Genomic DNA, 24,126 nt, shown 5'->3' with positions numbered 1-24,126 from the left:
AAAAGGAGATAACAACATGGTGAAAACACTATTAAAAGCACCAGAAGGCCCGCCCAGTGATGTTGAGCAAATTAAAGAAAAAAGCGATTATTTGCGAGGTACACTTGGAAAAGTGATGCAGGATCGGATCAGCGCTGGTATCCCGGATGATGACAACCGATTAATGAAACATCACGGCAGCTATTTGCAGGATGACCGGGATCTACGCAATGAGCGTCAAAAACAAAAGCTGGAGCCTGCCTATCAGTTTATGTTGCGTGTCCGCATGGCCGGCGGGGTAGCACAGCCTTCTCAATGGCTTGTTATGGATGACCTCGCTCAGAAATACGGTAACGGAACTTTGAAATTAACAACAAGACAGACGTTTCAAATGCATGGTATTTTAAAATGGAATATGAAAAAAACCATTCAGGAAATCCATGCTTCCATGCTGGATACAATCGCTGCATGCGGAGATGTAAACCGGAACGTAATGTGCAATTCGATTCCATTTCAATCCGAGATCCATTCCGAAGTATATGAATGGTCGAAAAAATTGAGTGATTATCTTTTGCCGCGTACAAGGGCGTACCATGAAATCTGGCTGGATGAAGAAAAAGTGGTTGGTTCTCCTGAAGTGGAGGAAGTCGAACCAATGTACGGAAAGCTTTATTTGCCAAGGAAGTTTAAAATAGGCATTGCCGTTCCTCCATCCAATGATATTGATGTTTACTCCCAGGATCTTGGCTTCATAGCAATTGTTGAAAATGGTAAACTCGTTGGTTTTAATGTGGCGATCGGCGGCGGAATGGGAATGACCCACGGTGACAAGGCGACATATCCTCAACTAGCCAAGGTAATCGGCTTTTGCCAGCCAGACAAAATACTGGATGTGGCTGAAAAAATCATTACGATTCAGCGAGATTACGGGAACCGATCTGTACGGAAAAATGCTCGGTTCAAGTATACGGTAGACCGGCTTGGGCTCCAAGCGGTAAAGGCTGAACTGGAAAATCGTTTAGGCTGGAAGCTGGAGGAAGAGAGAACTTATCATTTCGATAATAATGGTGACCGCTATGGATGGGTAAAAGGGATGCAAGGAAAATGGCATTTTACACTATTTGTCGAGGGTGGCCGAATTGCCGATATCAATGAATACAAGCTGATGACCGGTTTGCGCGAGATCGCAAAGATCCATACGGGTGATTTCCGTTTGACGGCCAATCAAAACCTTATCATTGCAGATGTGTCAAGCCAGAAAAAGAAAAAGATCATAGAATTGCTTGAAACATACGGTTTGACGGATGGTGCTCATCATTCGGCGCTCCGACGCAGCTCGATTGCATGTGTGGCGCTTCCAACATGCGGGTTGGCAATGGCCGAAGCAGAGCGTTATTTGCCGGTTCTGCTTGATAAAATCGAGACCATCGTTGATGAAAACGGCCTGAGGAACGAAGAAATCACGATTCGCATGACCGGTTGTCCGAATGGATGTGCCCGGCATGCACTCGGGGAAATTGGTTTTATCGGTAAGGCACCTGGCAAATATAATATGTATCTCGGTGCTGCATTCGACGGAAGCCGATTAAGTAAAATGTACCGTGAAAACATCGGTGAAGAAGAGATATTAAAAGAGCTGCGTGTACTTCTTTCCCGTTACGCAAAAGAACGTCAGCAAGGAGAGCATTTCGGCGACTTCGTCATCAATGCAGGCATTGTTAAAGAAGTGACGGATGGAACGAATTTTCATGATTGATTAAAACAAACGAGAGACAGGAATAACTTCCTGTCTCTTTTGGTATTCGAAAGGTTTTCCGGAGTGCCTGGGACACCGATATGTTGAATCATGACCATACACTTCTATCGTCTATTTATTTGACTTGCTGTTATTTTTATAGGCTACTTCTGCTTCAATCTCAATGAGGAAATCCGGCGAAACCAAACTTTCAACGCCTACTGTTGAACGAGCTGTTTTCACTGGATTTTCTTTTGTATTAAAGAACAGAGCATAGGCATCGAACCAACCTTGATAGTCTGGTGCATCTCCTTTGTTCGGATCTGGCGCGACATACACACGCAGATAGGTTACATCAGCAAGGGAAAGTCCTTTTGTTTTCAGATCTGCTTTTAATTTCTCTAAAATCCCGATTGCCTGCTTTTCTGTATTGCCATATCTCTCATAAGTGGTTTTTCCATCCTTGTTTAAAAGAGGAGCTACTGTTCCGCTAAACAATATCCGGTTATAACTTTGAGGTACAGCAACTGAACTGGAAATCTCAGAAGTTGGGGACCCAAAGAAGGTCACTTTATCTGATTTCAATTCATCTTTTTCGTTATCTGCAGAAGCAAAAGAGAATCCTGCGATTATGCTTATACCTAATACTGAGGCAGCGATGATCGATTTCATAGGTGTTTTCATAAAGTCAGCTCCTGTTATTTATGTAACAACGATAGGTAAATGAATCTGATTCATTTGTCCTGCTTTGGAAGGTACTTTACCTTCTTTTAAAAATTCTTCATGAATCCGGCTAACCACAATACTTGCTTTTTCAAAACACCTGCCAGCCATCCAGTTAAATAACTGAGCTGTTCACAAGCATTCTTGTAGCCCACTTAATATGAAAATAGTCTTCCGACCAGATGAAGAATTCTAATTGGCCTATCGACAATTCATCATTCTGATACCCCTGTTTGGATGATGTTAACTTTGGTTTCTATATTAATGTCCATTGTCGGATAAATCTTTTTCCAATGTTCATAGGTCAGTTTTTTATTTTTGGCATGATATTTTTCCTTCAGACCTATCGGATCAAGGGATTTTTTCTGAAAACCTTTCATAAGACGGTTTGCTTGCTTCGTTAAATCTGCTTCCATTTCCTTTTCAATTTTTTTTATCATCTTTCTATTGGTAAGGTTTTCACTTCGCATGGATTCCTTGATTTGTCCTTTAATTTTGATCTTGATCGTGATCGAGGGATTTCTTTCTGAGCTGGATACCTCATAACTTGAACCGCTTCGGATACTTTCCACTACGATATCGCTTTCTTGCTTGTCTTTTAATTTGAATTTGTATATTCCCCGCCTGTGATGTTGAACTAATGTCTTGAAAATGAACATATCATCCGTGGGGACTTTACTGACCATCTTATTTTCATGAAATAGGGCGACTCCAGAAACCGCAACTTCATTATTAATCAATTTAATTAAAGGAAGATACGAATCGCCGCCAGTTTCTAGTGAGTTTCCTAAAAAAAGATGGAGGTTAGTATCCGGTCCGTTCCCTGTTTCATTTTGTTGATTGATTAAATCCGATAAATAGATTCCAATATTCACATTCGTATTTGGTGGTTTCGAATTTATGACATTCTTGACCTTTCCTTCAACGATGGCCAAAATGACCCTGTTTCCAAGTTGTGGCTCACGGTAGAGATAATCGGTCAGTTCTGTTATTCCGATTTCCCGAACCATTTTCTCGCTAAATAAAATGATGCGTGTCTGTCCAAGCAACACCGGCTTATCCGCTTTTTTGGAAACGACAGCCTGGACATCACTCGTTGTCGTCGATGTTCCAGTTAAAATTTGATATTTACCCATTTTGTCCTGTTGGAAGATGGGGATGACGAACAATCCTTCGACATTATCATTCTTCAGTATATCGTAGCCAATGGCCTGGGACATATTGACTTCGTCAACCACCCTTGGCTGGGCGCAGCTGCATAGGAGGGGAAAAGCCAAGATAACAAGAAATAATTTTCTCATATACGTTTCCTCATTTTCTTTATATAGATGATGACCAAAAGAAAAGGCAAGTATAAAACAAGGAAGAGCACGCCGTATGGATCGATTATTTTATTCAAGATATATAGGGAATCGATATCAAAAATAAATATATTGGTAAGCAGGATAATGATCGACATCCCCCATAATGGATACTTTTGCTGAACATTGAATAAGCGCTTGAAGGCACGGCTTGCTGCCCACAAGGCGATGGTCATGTTAGGTATGATAACGATGGCCCACCAAGAAACATCTATATATTCAAACCGCTGGATAAAGGGCAATTCGACAATGCTGGTCAGTGACAGTGTCGGCCATATAGTCAGTTCCAACTGTTTTTGTGAATAAAAAACAAGTGAAACCAAATAAACGAATACGGTCATTAAGGTTGTCGTTAAGGCCCCGCCATGAGCATATTTTTGTGAAGTTTTAGCATCTTTGATGAACGGGTAATACATCAGGATCATTTCAAAACCAAGCATCGTTAATGAAGTGCTTCTGGTTCCTTTCAATATATCCAATAGTGTGTGGTGGAAAACAGGAAGCAAATTGTTGAATTCAGAATATTTCATGGCATAGAATAGGACAAATAAAAGCCAGTATGTCAAAATGACGCTTAAAAAGGCAATACCCGTAATTGTTCGGAATCCTCCCGTATGAATATAATAAATCAAAACCAGGAAGACCACTGAAAATGCCCAAGATGGTACCTCTTCAAACATCCATACATGTATGACATTTATATAGCTAATCATGACAGTCATCCCAAGGATCAAAAAGTAAAGAATGAATAATAGACTGAAGAAATTCCCCATCCATTTTCCAAATGCTTGATTATTTGCAGAAATGATATCACCAGGAACGATACTGAAGATTTTATATATGACCCAAATCATTATATGAACGATCAGGCCCGCTAGCAGTATCGAAATCCAGCCATCCGTTCCCGTTGACTTCGCTAAAACTCTTTGAAAACTCAAAACGCCTACTCCTGTTTGTATGGAATGCACTAAAAAAAACACATAGAACGGTGATACTTTATACTTTTCATTAACTCCAGCTTGGTTCATATAGGACCCTCATTTAGATCATTCATTAAAATCATTTTTTTTGATTCTTGCTTTTTTGGGCTGTGGCTGTCTGGATATATCATCAGGACGTAAATTTACAGGCCGCGATTTGAAAAGATTAAATGGAAGCCGAACAAAGCTGTCTTTCCAATCTTGCATGCGGAATGGGTATATCGGTTCGAGGTACGGGTGTCCCATTGACGTTAATTTGATAAGGTGGGTCATTAAAAACACGGCTGCTATGGTAATGCCCAGCAGCCCCCAAATTTGGGCCCCGATTAAGAAGGGGAACCTCAGCAGCCGAATGGCATTCCCCATTTTATAAATGGGAGTAACAAATGATGCCAATGCCGAGAGCGCAACGATGATCAATAAGATATTACTGGTCAAACCAGCTACAACGGCGGCTTGACCGATAACGATACCGCCGACGATACCTAATGTCTGACCTACCTTTGTTGGCAGCCTGGCAGCCGCTTCCCGTAATAACTCAATGGAAATCTCCAGGAATAATGCTTCGATCAATGGCTGAAAAGGTATTAAGTTCCTGGAAGTGACGATCGTTTCCAAGAGATCTTTAGGAATCAGTTCATAATGATAGGTCAGCACGGCAACATAAATGGGAGTGGCAAATATCGAAAAAGCGACCGCGAATATCCTTAATAAACGGAACGCAGATGCCGGAATCCACGGCATATTATAATCTTCCATGGTGATAAAGTATTCCAACAAAATGGTTGGAGTAATAAGTGCAGAGGACGACCTATCGATTAACAGGGCTACTTTACCTTCAGCCAATGCACTTGCGATGCGATCAGGCCTTTCCGTATTTAGAAAAAGGGGAAATAAGGTATTTGAATTATCATATAGCATCTGCGCGAGATAGGACCCGTCCAATATTTCATCAAACTCTACGTCATTAATCCTTTGTATAACATTATCAACATTTTCCTGATCAACGATCCCTTCTATCGATAAAACTGCCACTTTCGTTTTAGACAAGGATCCCACAATCATTTCACTTACTTGCAACCCAGGGACAGGAAGCCTTTTTCTGACTAAATTAAGATTGATATCAAGATCCTCGACAAATGCTTCTTGAGCACTTATGATTCCAAATTCAAGTTCAGGTTTCTCAACTTGTCTTCCTTGTTGTGCCGAAACATTGATTAATAGGCATTCATCAAGATTTCCATCTAAACGAAGTGCAATTTCGCCTCTCATGATCCTTTCTTCGATTACAACCTTGGTACTGGTGATCAGTGTATTTTCAATAGGAATGTTTTCTTTTATTTGCTCCAAATTTATCGTTTCCAGAGTAGGTATGACCGAAAGAACACTTTCATGAAGTACCTGTGCATCGATCAAAGAACGATAAAAAGAGACCCAATAGCCTATGCCATTATATGTTCCTTGATGGTTTATGAAATCATTGGATGAAGATAGGGTATTGAAAAGGTCCCTTACTTCCGAAACTTTATTTAATTCTTCATTTTTTTCGTTTGGTTGATTTGGCTTTTTTTTGAACGTTCTGCGGTTAAACAATGTTGTCACCTCTGCACTAAAGCTTATTATCCTAGCATTTGCAATTTAATTACAAATTAACCATTTTGGATGTTAATGTCGCTCGCTTCAGAAAGGAAAATCATTAAATTCATATAAAAGTTGCCTCCATATCCTGTTCGCATAAAAAAATTGAAAATAGAGGAAACTGATACAATAAAAACTCATTTAATCAAAGGAGTTCACCATGAAAAGTAAACCCTTGCATATTAAATTGGATCAAAAACAGGAAAAATTGAAATCTGAATTGAATATGCAGGATGATGTAGTTTTTAAACAGATATTCATTCCCGGTTATGAAGTTTCGGGATTATTTGTATTTGTCAATGGAACGATGGATTACCCTGCATTCAATGAGATAGTCCTGGATTTATCGGCTGCCCAGGTGGAAACCAGGCATCCGGTTTCAATCGAGCAGCTGGTCATTTCCAAAATCTGTTCAGTCAGGGAACAGGATGTTGAAACATATGAAACAGCTAAAGAGTATATTTTTGACGGAAAAACGCTTTTATTTATAGATGGAATGGCAAATGGTTATGCCTTGAATCTGGAAAAGGAAAAAGTTCGTACACTGGGCGAACCTTCGACAGAGAGGGTTGTCCGTGGACCGAAGCTTGGTTTTATCGAAAGTCTTCAGGAAAATATCGGATTGATAAGGCAATATTCAAACCATCCCAACCTTATCGTCAAACAACAGAAGTTCGGGACGATGGAAAAACGGGAAGTTGCTTTGATCTATTATGAAGGAAAAGCAAGAGATTCTTTGTTAAAAGAAGTGAATAAACGGATAAATGAAGTGAGAGCTACTGATCTTCAAGACTCGGGGATGCTTGAGGAATTAATTGAAGATACAGCGTTAACCCCTTTCCCGCAGATCCAAAATACGGAGCGTCCAGATAAAGTATTGGCTGCACTGCAGGAGGGCAGGGTGGTCATCATGGTTGACGGCTCGCCATTTGCGCTGATGGCACCTACGACGATAACGATGCTGCTGCAGTCACCGGATGATTATTATGAAAGATGGGTCGCAGGATCATTTTTACGTGTCCTTCGCTATTTATCTTTATTTGTTACCGTATTTCTTTCAGGGATTTATATTTCCCTGGTCTCGTTCAACCCTGGAATGCTGCCGACAGAATTGGCGATGACGATTGCGGGTACAAGGGAGAACGTGCCATTTCCGCCGTTTGTTGAAGCTATCATCATGGAAGTAACGATTGAACTGCTTCGCGAAGCAGGTATTCGGCTCCCATCGCCGATTGGTCAAACGGTCGGATTGGTTGGCGGAGTCATTATTGGACAAGCTGCCGTTCAAGCCAATATTGTAAGTTCCCTGATGGTCATAATCGTTTCGATCACGACGATTACCTCTTTTACGGTACCACAATATAGCTTTGGACTGGCGTTCAGGGCTTTAAGGTTCGGAGCGATGATTTTTGCCGCCGTTTTAGGTTTATACGGAACCACACTATTCTTTATCATCGTTATCAGCCATTTGTCAAAACTGACCAGCTTTCAAGAACCTTATTTTCAACCAATGGATTTTATCGGTAAAAAGACCTGGAAGGATGCGTTCCTACGGTTACCGAAGCGGAAAAAAGGGGGGGGATTCTTTTGAGCCAATCCGACGGCAAAATTCTTAGTGGCGAATTGGCTGCGATCATTTCTTGCAGCATGCTAGGAATTGGAATGCTGACCCTTCCCAGGACGATAACGGAAAAAATCGATTCGACCGATGGATGGATCGTCTTGATTTTTAATGGGATCGCTATTGCCCTTTTGATATGTTTATTGGTTGTTCTGTTAAAAAAACATAAGGTCGCTAACTATTACACATACATGGAGGAGGCCTATGGAAAGTGGCTCTCCAAACTTATTGGATTGATCGTGGTCGTGTATTTTATAGGCGTGGCCAGCTTTGAAGTTCTTGCGATGAGTGAAATGGTCCGGTTTTATTTGTTGGAGGAAACCCCAGTTGAGATCGTGATACTTACCATGATTTTAGCTAGTGTGCATCTTTTGACAGGAAAAATTAAAGCCATAGCAAAGGCTTGTGTCTTCTTTCTTCCTTTGACAATAGTCATCGTCTTGCTCATTTATTTGTTCAGTCTCAGAGTAGTCGAGTTAAAAAACCTCCAGCCTGTTCTTGCGAAAGGATTTCTTCCTGTCATGAAAGGAATGGGCTCCGGAACTTTGTCTTTTTTTGGAATAGAACTTTTCATCTTTTTGTTTGGCGTCGTTAAAAATCAAAACAAAATAAAAAGTGGCGTTTTAATCGGTTTTTTCATACCGCTGATTTTATATGTGATTACATATGTATTGGTAGTGGCTACACTGACTGTCCCGGAAGTCAAAGCAGTTACGTGGCCAACCATTTCTTTTATTCAGTCCTATGAAGTAACAGGCATATTTTTAGAACGTATGGAGCTATTTCTCTTAATAACCTGGATTCTTCAGTTTTTTTTAACACATACGATTTACTATTACTTCGCAGCAGAAGGACTGACGAAAATTTTTAACAATTCATATACGACTAATCTCATTGTACTGGTTCCCGTCGTTTTTTTTCTGGCCAAAATTCCTAAAAATACAATCGACATCTTTAAAATGAGCGATTGGCTGGGATATCTATTTCCGGTTATATTGATTGGTTTGCCCATTATTACATTCGTAATCGTTCAAGTGAAAAGGAGTAGAAGAAGCGGATGAAAAGATTATGGTTGATTTTGCTTATTCCTTTCCTTACAGGCTGTTGGGACAGTGTAAATATAGAAGAATTATCGCTTGTGGTTGGAGTGGGAATCGATAAAAGCAAAAAGAAAGACGAAATCATGTTAACAGAGCAAATTCTGGTGCCTCCAGGAAATAGTGCTCAGGAGAATCAAGCTCAATTAAAATATAAAAATGTTTCCGTCAGTGCCAAAACGCTGCATGAAGCAATAAGGGATTCGTTACTCATAACCAATACGGTTTTAACCAATCATCAGCGTATCATCCTTATTAATGAAGATGTATTAAGGAAATTCCCGATGGAAGCGATCATTAATCAGTCGATACGTGATAATAATACAAGGAGAAGCTGTCATGTTTATTTAACAAAGAGACCGACGAAAGAAATTTTGGGACGATCCGCAGATGGTGAGATCCCTTCGAATGTTATCTATGAATTGAAAGATAATGAGAACAGAACGAATAAGATACTTCCGCCTTTAACACTAGGCAAAGCATCTTCAAATTTGCAATCAGATGGAAGCTTTGCCATTCAGGCCGTTGATATTAAGGGCGGGAAATTAATTTTGGAGGGTGCTGGGGTGATCAACAATTCAAAGTTGGTCGGGGTCATGAATGATGAGGATATAGCTGCATTAAATTGGTTGAACGGAGAGGTAAAGGGCGGAATAATCGAAGCGGTCCAACACGGTGAGCCTTTAAGTGCTGAAGTGATCAATAGGACAAGGAGGAAAATCACGACGGAATTGAACGGTGATCATTTGACGATCAATATTGAAGTCGATTACACAGCAAGACTTTCGGAAGATTGGTATGGTAAGGAAAATTCATTTAAGGAAGGCTATTTAAAAGATGTTGAGCGTGTTGCCGAGGATGAAGTTAAGAAGGATGTCGAGAAAATCATATACAAATTACAGCATGAATATAAAACAGGGGTAGCAGGATTGTATCGTTATGTGCAAAATCAGCATCCAAAGTTTTGGGAGAAAAATAAGCAGAAATGGGACGAAGTTTTCAGTAAAGCTGATATTAATTATCAAGTGGACATAAGGATCGTGGACTTTGGTTCAAAAGGAGGGATAAAGTGAATGATCATAAGAAGAAAAACCTTCCAAATGGGAAGGTTTTTTTGTCAATGCACTTAAGTTATCGATTATTTAATAGGCAAAGAAAAGGACCAGTCAAGGCTCACCGAACGTTCTTGGCAGATTCGTCACTTCATGTGCAACCCTGATGCCGGATTGAATGGCTCCTTCAATCCAAGCAGGTACGGTAGATGTATGCTCACCAGCGAAGTGGACCCTTCCTTCAGGAGTTGGGATGTATGGAAACAAGTCTGTTTCCTGACCGGGTTTAAACATGGAGAAAGCGCCGTAGGCATACTGATTCAGTGTCCAGCTATATGAAGCTCCCGATAAAAAATGATCATATACTTGTTTTCCATGGACCGTTGCTAAATTTTTTAATGCGTGTCGTAAACGATCATTTTCTGGAAGTATATCCCATAAGGTGGCATCATCTTCCCAAGTATAACTTGCTAAGATGAGACCGGTTTCACTCTGGTTGCTCGTTTGGCTGGGGTAATAAGAAAATCTAATAGGTAAATCGGTCGTTAATTTACCGCCGAAGATTCCTTCCTTTTCCCAAAACCTATGCGTGAACTGAAGTCCAATTTTTGTGGAAGCAGCATAATGGAGTTCCCTTATTGCCTTCCACTTATTATGGGAAAAGGAATTCCGGGGTTCAATATCCATAAATTGCAGCAATTGAAGAGGGATTGTCACGATGGCTAGGTCACCGGTAACCGTTAAGGGGTTTTGGCTTTGAGTATGTTTGGAATGGATGGTGACTTGATTATCATGTTGAACAATCTTTGTCACTTCATATCTGAAGTTTAGATTATCCTTCAATTCCGGTAGAAAGGCATAAGGAAGCCGGTCGTTTCCTCCTTCGATTGCAAAAAAATTTACGTCTGGATTAAAGAGCGGCATAAGCTCCCGAAGTATGGCCGGAAAAGAAAGTTCAGGGAATCCTTCTAAACCCATCAGGACTTTGATGCTTTCAATCGCCCCTGTTGAAAGACTGATTCCGACTGGATTGTACTGCAAAAAGAAGCTCATCGAGTATTTATCAAACTCTTTAATGACTATTTCCCAATTTCTACGTGGGTTTTGAATGATGAAGTCAGTCACAGGCTTAATTGCCATGTTCAGTAATTCTTCAGCTGTTTTACCTCTTTCATGGGGAGCTACAGGGTACCTCAGTATATCCGGGTTCCGTTGATATATGGCAGCGGTCGTCTTGATTCCATTGGCATAAATGGGGTCATTAGGTGTCGCATTCACAAAGGTGTTGACTCGTAAACCATACTTCTTGATGTATTCCGCAACTAAATAATGATAATTCGGAATGCGCATGGCACCGGCTTCAAGGTAGGAACCTTCTGAAAATGGCTCCCGTATGGTCAAAACACGCCCTCCGACCCTCCCGGTTGCTTCCAATATCGTAACCTCGTGCCCCGCTTGTTTTAAAAGGGATGCTGCAACCAACCCAGACATGCCGGCACCAATGATAATGATTTTTTTGGGGATCTGGGAAGGCCCCAGGCCATTTCTGATAACTGCAAGCATTTGCTCGGGTGAAAGCGGATCTTTGAAAAAGGACAAAGTGTTTTTCTCCTCTCTTGTTACACTTTCTATATGGGATTTAAGCTATCTTATTCCTATTGGGTCACCATTTATGAAGGATCTTCAATAATTTGTCATGATTGATTATTGCTATCATATTCCTCTAGGTTTCTCCTTTATGTGGAATACTCAATTATTAGATAATTTAAAAGTTCAGGAGATGAATAAGCTGATTTGTTGTTAAAAGATGATGTCATTTTTTCGGAAGCTAACTATCTTAAGACTACTATTTATGATGCAGCCGAAATTTAGAAGCAGTGTTCAGCTTTTTTGAACAATGGGATGAATAACGAAGAATGCTATTCGCAACCTTATTTCGGAAAAAACTCACCAATCTATATATAAAAGTTGATTAAGCAATAAAAAAGCGGATAACTGGGGCAATTATCGTTCTCTAGTGACCCATGAATCATTTTATTTATACTTGGGGTGGGGGATATCATTATTATCATCATTCGTAAAAGCGCTAATTCCTCAACATATAATAAAAAACTCTATTCTATGATAGAGTTTTTTTATAGAATTCCTTATTTCTTTTACAGAAAATCAATCGATAGAAACATAGAGTGAAGTTTATATTATAATAAAGTTATTAGTTTTTATTTAAACATATTTGTTTTATGATTGTTTTAGAAGATGATACTGTATAAATTCTTATACTTTCTCATAAAATATATAATAAAAGGAGTTTATTATGTTTAAAATGGAAGAAATTAACCTAGACAACTCCTTCACTATAGTGAAACCCTATACATCTTTAATGGATATAAAGAATAACTTTTTAAAGTATGATTTTGTAATCATTTCAGCGGAGGAATACTACATTGTTTCAAAGAATGAATACAATTTCTTGGCATTAATGGATGAATCACTGTCTGTAATCGAGTGGATTGAAAAGGTAAAGTGGACTCCCTCTACCATTTCTACAATAGATGAACTTTCTATGTTACAAACTGATTGGAGCAGACCGGTCTTAATTAAAGATCCAGAAAAAGAAGGAATTATTGGAATCATAACTGCAAACCAATGGGTTCAACTGCTGGAATTGAAAAATGAGGAGCTATCCGCATACTTTTCTACATTGGCTGAAACCATTAATGACGCAGTCACAGCTGTGGATCAAGAGGGGAAAGTTATCTGCTGGAATACCGTTGCTGAGGGAACATACAGCATTAAACGTGAAAATATCCTTGGTCAAAAGATTGGAGAGCATTTTCAATCAGAGTCTATTATATTACATCGTATATTAAATGAGGGACGTCCCGTTCGTGGGGCTTATCATCGCCCTAATAATGATAATCACGTATTAGTAAATGCCTCCCCAGTTATAAAGGATAATACAGTTATTGGAGGCATTGCAACAGAACACGATATTACTCAAATTGTTCGTTTAAACGAGGAACTTGATTCTTCGTTACCGTTACTTATCCATCAGGACAACCCTTTTTCCTCTATTATTGGAGTTAATGTAGAAATTCAAAAAGCCGTGAAGGTAGCGCAAAAAGTTGCCTACGCAGACATTCCGGTTCTGTTAACCGGAGAACCAGGTTCAGGAAAAGAGATGTTAGCACAAGCAATTCATTACGGCGGTTCAAAGCGTACCGGCCCTTTTATATCTATTAATTGTTCAGCCATTCCTTCCACTCTTTTAGAGATTGAATTATTTGGATATCAAAAAGGAGTTTTTACAGCAGATAAGAAGACTGGAAAAAACGGAAAAATTGAACAATCACATAATGGAACATTATTTATTGAAGAAATTGATAAAATGCCATTAGACATTCAAGAAAAATTTCTACATTACTTAGAACATGGATCATTTTATCGTGTAGGTACAACGGAATTATTGACGACACATACACGTGTAATTGCCTCTACATCTCAGACATTAGAAGCAATGGTAAAGGAAGGGAAATTCAACGAAAATCTTTATTATCGCTTAACTGTAATTAACATTGATATTCCCCCTTTACGTGAAAGGCCAGAAGATATTGTCAAATTGGTTGAACAGTTTGTGCAAGAGTTCAGTTCTAAGTATAAGAAACCAGTTCCGAAAATTGGATCGGAAGTTATAAATATATTAGTTAACTATGAATGGCCAGGAAATGTCCGCGAGCTTCGGAATGTTGTGGAACGTGTTATCCTTCTGAATGATGAAAATATTATTAAAAGCAATCATCTTCAAAAAAACATAACTAGTAGCTATTATGTTCATAATAGCCATATCTCAGAATCACAAGAAACATCATTTCAGGAAGAGGAAAAAGAAGAGTTATCCATGATTCAAGAAGCCTTAAGAAAGACATATGGAAATAAAAGTGCGGCTGCCAAATTGCTCGGTATGTCTAGAGGAACGCTCTACAATAAGATTAAAGAATACAGATTAAATTGATTTATTTGACATATTATTAATTCCCAGTTACGCCCTCTATTGAAACTTTTGTCGGCGATAAATAAATAAAACGAGAGCCAGTTTCTGATAAGGCTGCTTTGATAATATCCCCTTAAGGTAGACCGTGTAAAAAGACCACAAACAATCGTGGATATTACACCACTATCTGGAGGGGATTTTATTATGGCTAAAAAAGGGCAGTTCGAGAAATATTCACAGGAAAAGAAAATGAAAGCTGTACAGATGAATTGGAATGGGGAAGGTGGTTATGAACCGATTACGTAGAACGTAGGCCTTCGTAGTAGTACTCAATTAAAAGCATGGTTAAAGAAGTTTTATGGGTGGAAAAGGTTTTACCAAATCAATTGAATGGTATCAGAGTGTGATTATAATAAAGTGCAGATAAAATGCAGAAAAAGCGTTATGCAAATCGGTAAATGAAGGAACCCAGAATCACGTCGAGAAGTACGATATCATGCAAAAACAGCTTACATGAAATTGACACTGGTCAAGCCACTATAAATGACATCAACTCTAAAGGCAAACGAAACACGCCTCTTGAACATGATAAACAGTTAAAAGGAACGATTAAATCGATTCGCCTCAAGCATAAATAGAATGGCTAAACTCGCATGAAAAATGCTTTACAGGGGGAGGAGCCATTCTTCGTTTACCATAAAAAGGTTCCGTTGTACAAGACCTCCATAACAAAGAGATTGTTTCATGGGAACGTAATCAGCTCAAACTAGTATCTGAGACGTTTGATGGTTTATCCACAAAAAAGGGATGTATACAGAACCATTCTCCATTCGGATCAAGGCTTCTGATACACCTCCCATGCAAACAATGTACGACTTCAGTAGCTTGTATTAAATGAAACGAACATGATAATGTCTGAGTGGAATCGTTCTTTCTACATTGTAAATTAGAGATGTTGAATCAAAATCATTATTAAACTGATTCAAGGCATGGAAGAAATTCTTTATTACAACTGCAAACGATTCCAAAAACGACTCAGCCGCCGAGCTCCGATTGAATATCGAATCTCGATGGCTGTAGTCTTTTTATGACTGTCTACTTGAAAGAGGTAAATCAAATGACTAATCTGAGTAGGGATTTTTTAATGCGCCAGCCCGTGCCAAATTTCTAAAAGAGTCCATTATTTATGACATATTTCCTTTTGTTTTGTAATTAAGAGGCATTTTTTTCTTGGTTCGTTGATAATAAATCCGATGATTTATTTTTCTTTAAGACAAAGAAAGAACCGACAATCAGTATAGTAAGAAGCAGTGTCAAAAAGAATTGTAAACGTAAGGAAGCAATGAAAGTCATTGAGATAAATATACTAGTGATCGTAATAATCGTGGCATATGTTAAATAAGGAAATAACCACATTCTGATCTTAAGTGCTCCAGGATTTTCTTTTTCGTATTTTCTTCGCATGCGTAACTGAGAGAAGGCAATCACTAGATAAACAAGAAGTGCTACACCTCCGGAAGCATTAACTAAAAACAGAAATACTTTATCTGGAGAGATGTAATTGAACCCAATACTAATATAAGCAATAACGGTACATCCTAAAATCGCATTCATTGGTATCCCCTTCTTATTTACCTTTAAAAACATTCGGGGAGCATCTCCATTTTCCGCCATCGAAAATAACATACGTGAGCTTGTGTAAATACCAGAATTCAAACAAGAAAGTACTGCCGTCAAAAGAAGGAAGTTCATGATTTGAGCTGCAGCTGGTATATTTAAAAGTTCAAGGACAGAAACAAAAGGACTTTTCATCAAACTGGAAGAGTCCCATGGAAGAATTGTTACGATTATTAAAATTGAACCTAGGTAAAAAGTTAAAATACGATAGATAACGGTATTTGTAGCAACCCTCATGGCTTTTTCAGGATGCGATGTTTCTCCTGCTGCAGTCGCCACAATTTCACTCCCCATAAAAGAGAACATAACAAGGGCAACTCCTATAAAGACAGAACTTATTCCAGAGGGCAGGAATCCACCTCTATGTAGAAGGTTTGAAGTACCAGGTGATTCTATACCTGGTATGAAACCGAATATAATGGCCCCTCCAAGAATTAAAAAGAGAATGATACTGACAACTTTAATCATAGACAGCCAATACTCAAACTCACCAAATGATTTAACAGAATAGATGTTAGTTAGGGTTAATAAAAAAGTAAGCATAAGGCTGACTGACCAAGAAGGCAAAGAAGGAAACCAATATTGAATAATTGTTGCACCTGCTATTGCTTCAACTGCAATGGCAATTACCCAGAAAAACCAGTATAACCAGCCAATCGTGTACCCGGCCCACGGGCCGATCGCTTCTCGTGCGTAAGTGGAAAAAGAGCCACTTGATGGATTTGCCGTTGACATTTCCCCAAGCATCCGCATCACCAAAATTACCAGTAATCCTGCTATCGCATATGAAAAAATAGAACCTGGCCCAGCCGTATTAATTAACGGGCCACTTCCAACAAATAACCCAGCACCGATGATTCCTCCGAGAGAAATCATGGTAATATGCCGAATTTTCAACTCTTTTTTTAATACAGGTTGTTGATGATTCATATCCTACATCCTCTCTATAACGTAAAAACAAAAAAATTAAGGGGATTCAAATCTTTCAAAAAAATAGCAGAAAATGAAAACCCTTTAAAAAATTAACAAATCTCCTCTTTTATTTCTTCTACTTATTAGAATTAAAAATTCAATATACATATAGACTACAAATAAAAGATTAAAAAATATTAAGAATTATATGATAATACATTTTGTGCATATTTGTCTATTTATTTCCCGGAATGGAAGATGAACTGTACAGTTATGTATACTTTTAAGTTATTAAAAAAACATAATCATTGAGTAATCGAAAAGCGAGCTCGTTCTGTTGTTATGATTGAGGGCATTCCTACAGCCATTTACAAACTGTGTGGTGTAGAAGCTATGCAATTGATTTAAAAAAAAGCGGGTTAATAGGGGGTGAACTCTCCCCAAGATAAAATGAATTAATCCATATACTGTTTAGATTAGCTTAATTAGCTAGTATAGTAATCTATTTTTTGAAAAAATGAATATCTAATTAAACAAAAGTGTTCAATTTTTAATTAATTTAGACAATTTTGTTAAAAGTTGTATACAAAAGTGTGTAAAAGGAATTATGATATGTTTATATTAAGTTTTTGAATATTGTTTGTATTATAAATTTTCCGTTAATAAAGGAGGCAATATTGGATTAGCAAACTTTTTTTCACAAACATCCATTAAAGATAAAAGAAGAATTAGTATTTCAGTTTAAAAAATTAGAGGCAGCCACTATCATTTGAAAATTATTCATTACTTTTAATTAACTTAAGTTGATGCGCCATAACATCGATTATACAAATCTATTTTTTAAGGGAGAGAATAACATGATTACAACAAACAATACGGACATTAAAACATATAAACACGAACCATTTACAGATTTTTCGCTTGAAGAAAATAAAAGTGAATTTAAAAAAGCTTTAGAAGTTGTACATTCAGAGCTAGGAAAAAATTATCCACTTGTCATTGGAGAAGAATTCATTACAACAAATGAACAAATCGTATCGATAAATCCAGCAAATAAGGAAGAAGTAATCGGTCGAGTTTCTAAAGCGAATAAAGAATTAGCTGAGAAAGCAATGCAAGCAGCATTGTCTACATTCAACACATGGAAAAAAGAAAAACCAGAAGAACGTGCTAACATTTTATTTCGTGCTGCGGATATCATTCGTCGTCGCAAACATGAATTTTCAGGATATTTAGTTAAAGAAGCTGGAAAGCCATGGAAAGAAGCTGATGCAGATACGGCTGAAGCAATTGATTTCCTTGAATTCTATGCCCGTCAAATGATGCAATTAAAAGACGGAGCACCTGTAAAAAGTCGAGAGGGAGAAGCAAACAAGTTCAACTATATTCCACTTGGTGTAGGTGTCATCATTTCTCCATTCAACTTTCCATTAGCTATTATGGCCGGAACGGCAGCTGCAGCGATTGTTGCCGGAAACACGATTCTTCTGAAACCATCAAATAACACACCAGTGATTGCAGCGAAATTCGTTGAAGTTATGAAAGAAGCAGGTCTTCCTCATGGTGTACTTAACTATATTCCAGGAGGCGGCTCGGAAATAGGCGATTATCTTGTTGATCATCCGAAAACTCGCTTTGTTTCCTTCACGGGTTCGCGTGAAGTAGGCTGCCGCATTTATGAACGCGCGGCAAAAGTGCATCCGGGTCAAATTTGGTTAAAGCGTGTGATTGCCGAAATGGGCGGAAAAGATACTGTAGTCGTAGATAAAGACGCGGATTTGGATGTAGCGGCCTCTTCGATTGTTTACTCTGCTTTTGGATTCTCCGGACAAAAGTGTTCGGCTGGTTCACGTGCAGTGGTACATCAGGATGTTTATGACGAAGTCCTTGAAAAAGCAGTGGCATTAACTCAGACTTTAACGAATGGCTGCCCTGAAGATGTAAATACCTATATAGGACCCGTTATCAGCCAGGCTTCTTACGATAAAATCATGAAATATATTGAAATAGGAAAGGAAGAAGGCGAATTGATGACTGGTGGAGAAGGGGACGACTCCAAAGGCTACTTTATTGAACCGACCATCTTTGCGGATATTGATGAAAAAGCACGTCTGATGCAGGAAGAAATTTTTGGACCAGTTATAGCCTTTTGTAAAGCGCGCGATTTCGATCATATGATGGAAATAGCGAACAACACAGACTACGGCTTAACGGGTGCGTTACTTTCTAACACTCCTGATCATATTGAACGGGCAAAAGAAGAGTTCCACGTAGGTAATCTATACTTTAATCGCGGTTGTACAGGAGCAATCGTTGGGTATCATCCGTTTGGTGGGTTCAACATGTCTGGAACGGATTCAAAGGCAGGTGGCCCTGATTATTTGATTCTACACATGCAAGCGAAAACAACTAGTGAAACACTTTAATAAGAGCTGGGGCAATTTAAAAAGGTTGCCCCATTTAATAAAACGAGGACATGTATTTAGGGGGATATATTCATGCTGGCAGATGTTTCAAAAAATATTTTTCTTCACGCTTCCAACAACAAAGCGTTAAATAAAGCTGCGAAAAAATGGGGCCTTCGATTTGGGGCTTCCCAAGTTGTGGCTGGAGATACTATCAAAAGTGCGATTAAGAAAGTTCAAGAATTAAATGAAAAAGGCCTGATTTGTACACTGGATCATTTAGGGGAATTTGTTTCAAGTAGAATAGAGGCAATAGAGGCAACGGAATATAACGTAAGAACGTTGGAAGCTATGGGTAGTGCAGGAGTAAATAGTAACTTATCTGTAAAAATGACCCAACTCGGTTTGGATATTGATCGGAATTTTTGTGTTGAAAATATGTATCTAATTCTTGAGACAGCCAAGAAATACAACAATTTTGTCAGAATCGATATGGAAGATCATGCACATTGCCAAATCACGTTAGATATCCTGAGAGAATTACGCGAAACATACGATAATGTAGGAACAGTGATTCAATCCTATTTATATCGGGCGGAACAGGACGTAAAAGAATTAAAAGGAATTCCCCTTCGTTTAGTTAAAGGAGCTTATCAAGAATCACCTTCTGTGGCTTATCAAGAGAAAGAAGAAGTAGATAAAAACTATATGAGAATCATTGAAGAGCATTTACTGAGTGGCAGCTATACGGCGATTGCTTCCCATGATCATCGTATCATTGCCAGTGTAAAAAAGTTTGTTCAAAAACACAATATTCCACGTAACCAATTTGAGTTTCAGATGTTATATGGATTTAGAACAGACATGCAGCTAAGTTTAGCTAAAGAAGGATATACAATGCGTGTGTATATTCCTTTTGGTAACGACTGGTTTGGTTATTTTATGCGTCGCTTGGCAGAAAGACCCCAAAATATTGCTTTTGCCCTTAAAGGATTCTTTTCTAAATAATTGATGAGTTTATTAAAATGGGTGCAGATATCATAGAACGTTATTTTATTTTAGAGTTAAGTAACTGGGAAACTAAACAGATAGGCACAACCACTCTTTCTAAAATAGAAAATTATAAGCATGAATCTTCTCTCCTTCTCCGATTTAACATGCATAAGGAAGATTTACGTTGTTGATAAATAAGTCGAATTCATTAATAATGGTGCAGTTTCAACTAGAACAGGAAATCAAAGAAAGGCGCTTAGTGAAGAAATAATACGACCCCGTCCTCACTTGACCGGTGGATTCACCAGTATGAAAAGTCTGGTTCCTTCCAAGAGAATGACAACAAGTTCACTCGAGCAGGAAGAGCTTTTTATGCTACGTAAAGAACTGGAGCAACAGCAGATGGTGAATGATATTTTAAAGCAAGCTTCGTATTCTCGGAACACTTGGCTACACACGCCGATAGTGTTTTAAGGTTAAAAAACGCAAAATTGTATCATAATATAACCATATACTAAAAGTTTACATAGGTGATGATTTCAGGTCACATGTTTTAGGAGGACGGGTTTATAGAAGCGAAATATTGCAGTGAATCCAGGGTCATAAGGACGAGTCGTATATTTCCAAATGATGTGAACAATCATAATACATTATTTGGCGGCAGATTAATGAGTGATGTCGATCAAGTAGCATCGATTTCTGCAGCACGTCATAGTCGAAGTGAATGTGTGACTGCTTCAACAGATTCAGTTGACTTTTTACATCCCATTCGTACAACAGATTCAGTTTGTTTCATATCTTATGTGGCATGGACCGGCACATCTTCAATGGAGGTTTTTGTAAAAATTATTGCTGAAGATTTAAAAAGCAGTGTTCGTAGAATTGCCGCGACAGCTCTATTAACATTTGTTGCACTAGATGAACATAAACGTCCAACACGTGTTCCCAAAGTTATTCCGGAGACAGAAGAAGAAAAAAAATTACATGAAACGGCATTAGATCGAGCAAGTATGCGGCAACAGAGAAAACAAAAAAGCAAAGATGTGGCTATGTTTTTAAATGTAGATTATCCTTAACTTTCATATAGTAACTTATAACCTACGAGGTGCAAAGAATGTAAGAGGCAATCCTTATCAATATCGATCAAGTTGAAAAGCCGGACAATAAGCAAAGTGAAGTATTAGTTTTACTAAGCTCACCCCAGTCTTTTTTCCGGCTATCGTTCTCAACATAATGATTAGTTGGGCCTGCAAAGGGACGAGTTCGTTTTCATCCAGAAATAATTGATTTATCCATGTCGATGAATTTAAAATTTGGGATTATTGATCTTCCTATTGATAGAGCAAAAGGCTTATTATTTGCGATACCCCGTAACATGCCCTCTTCTTAATTAGATCGGTTAAGTCGAGGAAATTTGGCTGCGATTAGACAAATTGTTGGAACAACCAAAGAGATTATAGTTCTGGTTGATTAACGGCTTCATACTTTGAATGGATGCAAAACAATCAGGTTATTATTGGACAGAAAAAACGGCACAAAAATTACGAAATAATAGTCATTCTTTTCAAAAGGTTTCTTCCATAGCAGAAAATTATTAAATAGATATGCGTCTAGCTGCGAACATGGCTCGGTGTAAGTATGATATTTGGAATCTCTAATTTATTTCTTTAGAAAGAGAGGTTTTTAAGGTGAAAAAAGTTATAGAAACTGTCTATAGTCCTTGTTGTGGAAAAGTTGAAAACATATTTGTTAGTCAAGGTTCATATGTATATGAATGGGAAAAACTAATGGTAGTTCATACAACGGACAATAAAAAAGTAGAAATTGAGACTGGTGTAAGTGGTCATGTTGTTTCAATTGAAGTAACAAAAAATCAAAATGTAAATAATGAAACAGTGTTAATCCAGTTACAGGATGATTTATTAGTCACAGGAAGTGATTGATAAAAAGGTGGGTATTTAAGATTTAGGATCCTGAATATGGATTTTCCTAAATTAAGTTTTGTAGTAGTATATATTGAGTATTTAGAACTTTTTGTATATTTTAATTAGGCAAAGCGGAATAAATGAATTAAAGCAAGAGTTTCTAATTAGTTAAAACGGAGTAATCCCTTTTTTATAATGAAAGAAAGCTTATTTAATAAATTTGCTGAGAGTTCATTCATTCTTTTCCATTCATAATAGTACTAGTTATTGCACATATGTTTAAAGGCTCTACGATATGGTAGAGTTTTTTTTATGTCGAAGACAGTTCCATGGATTAAAAAAATATATATAGGCTAGTCCCCGTGCTTAAAGGTAAATTGGGCAAAAGTCAATGCCGACCGCAAATACACACATGGACTACTATATTGTAGGGTATGTGTGTATTTTTTTATTATGCACCTAAGCAATGTTAAGAAGCGATCAGCCAGAGGAAATATATCCCAATAATAACCTCGATAGAATATTTAAATAAAACAATCAAAAAAATCATCAAGTAATATACTGTCTTTCTGCAAAACCAAGAAAACTTAGTTTGTGGAATATTATTAAATATTTTCCTTTCCAGAGGAGATACTACCAAGAGACAAAGGTTAGAAAGGAAGACAGTATGGATCATATACAAATGGCCCGTGCGATGTTCGGGACGAATATGGCTGTACATATCATATTTGCAACGATCGGCGTCGGGTTGCCGATGATGATGTTGGCAGCGGAATTGATGTATCAAAGGACAAAGGATTTACAGTATGTCGTCATGGCTAAACGCTGGACGAAAACATTAGGGGTTCTACTTGGGGTCGGCATTCCGACTGGTACGATTGCTGGTGTGCAGCTGTCACTATTATGGCCTGGGTTCATGGAAGTGATTGGACGTGTCATGGCGCTTCCATTCCAGATCGAGATTTATGCATTCATGGTTGAAGCGCTGTTCATGTCAATCTACGTGTATGCTGCTGAAAAAATCAAGCCATGGGCCCGAATCGTGAGTTTATTCTTTGTTGCATTCGGAGCATTGGCTTCGGCTGTATTGATTTCGAATGTCCATGCTTTTGAGGGGACACCGGCGGGGTTCCGGTTTGAAAATGGGGAAATCGTCGATGTCGATCCTTGGGCGGCTTTTTTCAACCCAAGTTTCTTGGTGACGGCAGGACATACGGCCCTGACTGCTTATACTACAGGCGCTTTTGTCGTAGCGGCTGTTGCAGCCTATAAGATGCTGAAAAATAAATATGGCACTGCTGAATTTAATTTTCACCAAAAAGCACTGAGGCTCAGTCTTGTCTTGGGTTTGGTTTTTTCTTTTTTGACGGCATTGAACGGTCATGCGACTACACAGCATTTATATAGGGAACAGCCGGAAAAACTGGCAGCGGCAGAAGGGTTGTTTGAAACACAGGACCATGCCGGACTTACCTTGTTCGGTTATACCGATAGGGAAGCCCAGGAAGTGAAGTATGGGATTGAATTCCCATGGTTATTAAGCTTTCTATCTGGTAATAGCTTCGATACGGTCGTGACCGGTTTAAACGATTTTCCGGAAGAGTATTGGCCGCCGCTTTATGTCCATATCTTATTCAACGCCATGGTCATCATTGGTTCAGGCTTAATCGCGTTGGCACTGTTTGCATTGGTATGGAATAAATGGCTGAAAAAGGAGACATATCCGAAATGGATTCTTTGGCTGTTTGTTGCGTCAGGGCCGCTTTCGGTGATTTCGATAGAATGCGGTTGGATTTTTGCCTGTACAGGCAGACAGCCATGGACGATATACAGGATGCTGACAACGGAGGATTCAGTCACTTCGTACGAAAACCTTGGATTTTTATTCACGATGTTCATTATTGTATATATCATTTTATGCGTTTCTGTCGTGTTTACACTTTTGTATTATTTCAAACGTCATTCCGTAATGGATGATATATATAAGGCCGAACAGAAAGATGTAAGGCTTTTCGATTCGAATTCATAAAAGGGGGG

General features: G+C 38.4%; 16 protein-coding genes. 10 read left to right on the top strand and 6 right to left on the bottom strand.

What is annotated here, in order from left to right:
* The first annotated feature begins 16 nt into the window (after positions 1-16).
* A complete protein-coding gene (gene cysI / locus ACIQZD_RS12125; protein ID WP_402902556.1) occupies positions 17-1,735 on the top strand; it encodes an assimilatory sulfite reductase (NADPH) hemoprotein subunit in 1,719 nt (572 codons plus the stop codon).
* Between the two features lie 111 nt (positions 1,736-1,846).
* Here cysI and ACIQZD_RS12120 read toward each other — a convergent pair whose 3' ends face one another.
* From ACIQZD_RS12120 to ACIQZD_RS12105, 4 genes are all read right to left on the bottom strand, one after another.
* Positions 1,847-2,398 (bottom strand): RidA family protein, encoded by a 552-nt coding sequence (locus tag ACIQZD_RS12120; protein WP_402902553.1) that lies wholly within the window; start codon positions 2,396-2,398, stop codon positions 1,847-1,849.
* A gap of 254 nt (positions 2,399-2,652) precedes the next feature.
* A complete protein-coding gene (locus ACIQZD_RS12115; protein ID WP_402902550.1) occupies positions 2,653-3,738 on the bottom strand; it encodes a Ger(x)C family spore germination protein in 1,086 nt (361 codons plus the stop codon).
* On the bottom strand, positions 3,735-4,826 hold the full coding sequence (locus tag ACIQZD_RS12110; protein WP_402902547.1) for a GerAB/ArcD/ProY family transporter: 1,092 nt from the start codon (positions 4,824-4,826) through the stop codon (positions 3,735-3,737). Before ACIQZD_RS12110 ends, ACIQZD_RS12115 begins: the two co-directional genes overlap by 4 nt.
* An 18-nt stretch (positions 4,827-4,844) precedes the next feature.
* Complete coding sequence (locus ACIQZD_RS12105; protein ID WP_402902544.1) at positions 4,845-6,371, bottom strand: spore germination protein; 1,527 nt, start codon at positions 6,369-6,371, stop codon at positions 4,845-4,847.
* 205 nt (positions 6,372-6,576) lie between these two features.
* On the opposite strand from ACIQZD_RS12105, the gene ACIQZD_RS12100 reads away from it, so the two are divergent.
* The 3 genes from ACIQZD_RS12100 to ACIQZD_RS12090 are packed head-to-tail and all read left to right on the top strand — an operon-like array spanning position 6,577 to position 10,207.
* On the top strand, positions 6,577-8,007 hold the full coding sequence (locus ACIQZD_RS12100) for a spore germination protein (protein ID WP_402902541.1): 1,431 nt from the start codon (positions 6,577-6,579) through the stop codon (positions 8,005-8,007).
* Complete coding sequence (locus ACIQZD_RS12095) at positions 8,004-9,098, top strand: GerAB/ArcD/ProY family transporter (RefSeq protein ID WP_402902538.1); 1,095 nt, start codon at positions 8,004-8,006, stop codon at positions 9,096-9,098. Before ACIQZD_RS12100 ends, ACIQZD_RS12095 begins: the two co-directional genes overlap by 4 nt.
* Positions 9,095-10,207 (top strand): Ger(x)C family spore germination protein, encoded by a 1,113-nt coding sequence (locus ACIQZD_RS12090; protein WP_402902536.1) that lies wholly within the window; start codon positions 9,095-9,097, stop codon positions 10,205-10,207. Before ACIQZD_RS12095 ends, ACIQZD_RS12090 begins: the two co-directional genes overlap by 4 nt.
* Positions 10,208-10,300: 93 nt before the next feature.
* Here the strand turns inward: ACIQZD_RS12090 and ACIQZD_RS12085 are convergent, their stop codons facing one another.
* Positions 10,301-11,749 carry a flavin monoamine oxidase family protein gene (locus ACIQZD_RS12085; protein ID WP_402903718.1) on the bottom strand — a complete coding sequence of 483 codons (1,449 nt, stop codon included), beginning with the start codon at positions 11,747-11,749 and terminating at the stop codon, positions 10,301-10,303.
* Between the two features lie 751 nt (positions 11,750-12,500).
* Here ACIQZD_RS12085 and ACIQZD_RS12080 point away from each other — a divergent pair.
* Positions 12,501-14,198 carry a sigma-54 interaction domain-containing protein gene (locus tag ACIQZD_RS12080; RefSeq protein WP_402902533.1) on the top strand — a complete coding sequence of 566 codons (1,698 nt, stop codon included), beginning with the start codon at positions 12,501-12,503 and terminating at the stop codon, positions 14,196-14,198.
* Between the two features lie 1,191 nt (positions 14,199-15,389).
* Here the strand turns inward: ACIQZD_RS12080 and ACIQZD_RS12075 are convergent.
* Positions 15,390-16,784: an amino acid permease gene (locus ACIQZD_RS12075; protein ID WP_402902530.1), complete on the bottom strand. Its 1,395-nt coding sequence runs from the start codon at positions 16,782-16,784 to the stop codon at positions 15,390-15,392.
* Positions 16,785-17,623: 839 nt separating this feature from the next.
* Here ACIQZD_RS12075 and pruA point away from each other — a divergent pair.
* The 5 genes from pruA to ACIQZD_RS12050 all read left to right on the top strand — a co-directional run bounded on the left by pruA (position 17,624) and on the right by ACIQZD_RS12050 (position 24,118).
* Positions 17,624-19,192, top strand: coding sequence for an L-glutamate gamma-semialdehyde dehydrogenase (pruA, locus tag ACIQZD_RS12070; RefSeq protein ID WP_402902527.1), 1,569 nt, complete (start codon positions 17,624-17,626; stop codon positions 19,190-19,192).
* A gap of 72 nt (positions 19,193-19,264) precedes the next feature.
* On the top strand, positions 19,265-20,179 hold the full coding sequence (locus ACIQZD_RS12065; RefSeq protein ID WP_402902524.1) for a proline dehydrogenase family protein: 915 nt from the start codon (positions 19,265-19,267) through the stop codon (positions 20,177-20,179).
* 554 nt (positions 20,180-20,733) lie between these two features.
* Complete coding sequence (locus tag ACIQZD_RS12060) at positions 20,734-21,240, top strand: acyl-CoA thioesterase (RefSeq protein WP_096338503.1); 507 nt, start codon at positions 20,734-20,736, stop codon at positions 21,238-21,240.
* Positions 21,241-21,852: 612 nt separating this feature from the next.
* The gene (locus tag ACIQZD_RS12055) at positions 21,853-22,107 is read left to right on the top strand and encodes a biotin/lipoyl-containing protein (protein ID WP_402902521.1); all 255 of its coding nucleotides are present in this window, start codon (positions 21,853-21,855) and stop codon (positions 22,105-22,107) included.
* A gap of 649 nt (positions 22,108-22,756) precedes the next feature.
* Complete coding sequence (locus ACIQZD_RS12050; protein ID WP_402902518.1) at positions 22,757-24,118, top strand: cytochrome ubiquinol oxidase subunit I; 1,362 nt, start codon at positions 22,757-22,759, stop codon at positions 24,116-24,118.
* The last annotated feature ends 8 nt before the right edge of the window (positions 24,119-24,126 follow it).

Origin of the sequence: Peribacillus sp. NPDC096447, assembly GCF_044762725.1 — a bacterium.
GTDB lineage: Bacteria > Bacillota > Bacilli > Bacillales > DSM-1321 > Peribacillus.
Note: the sequence above shows the minus strand (reverse complement) of the source record. Positions and strands in the feature narration are given on the sequence as shown.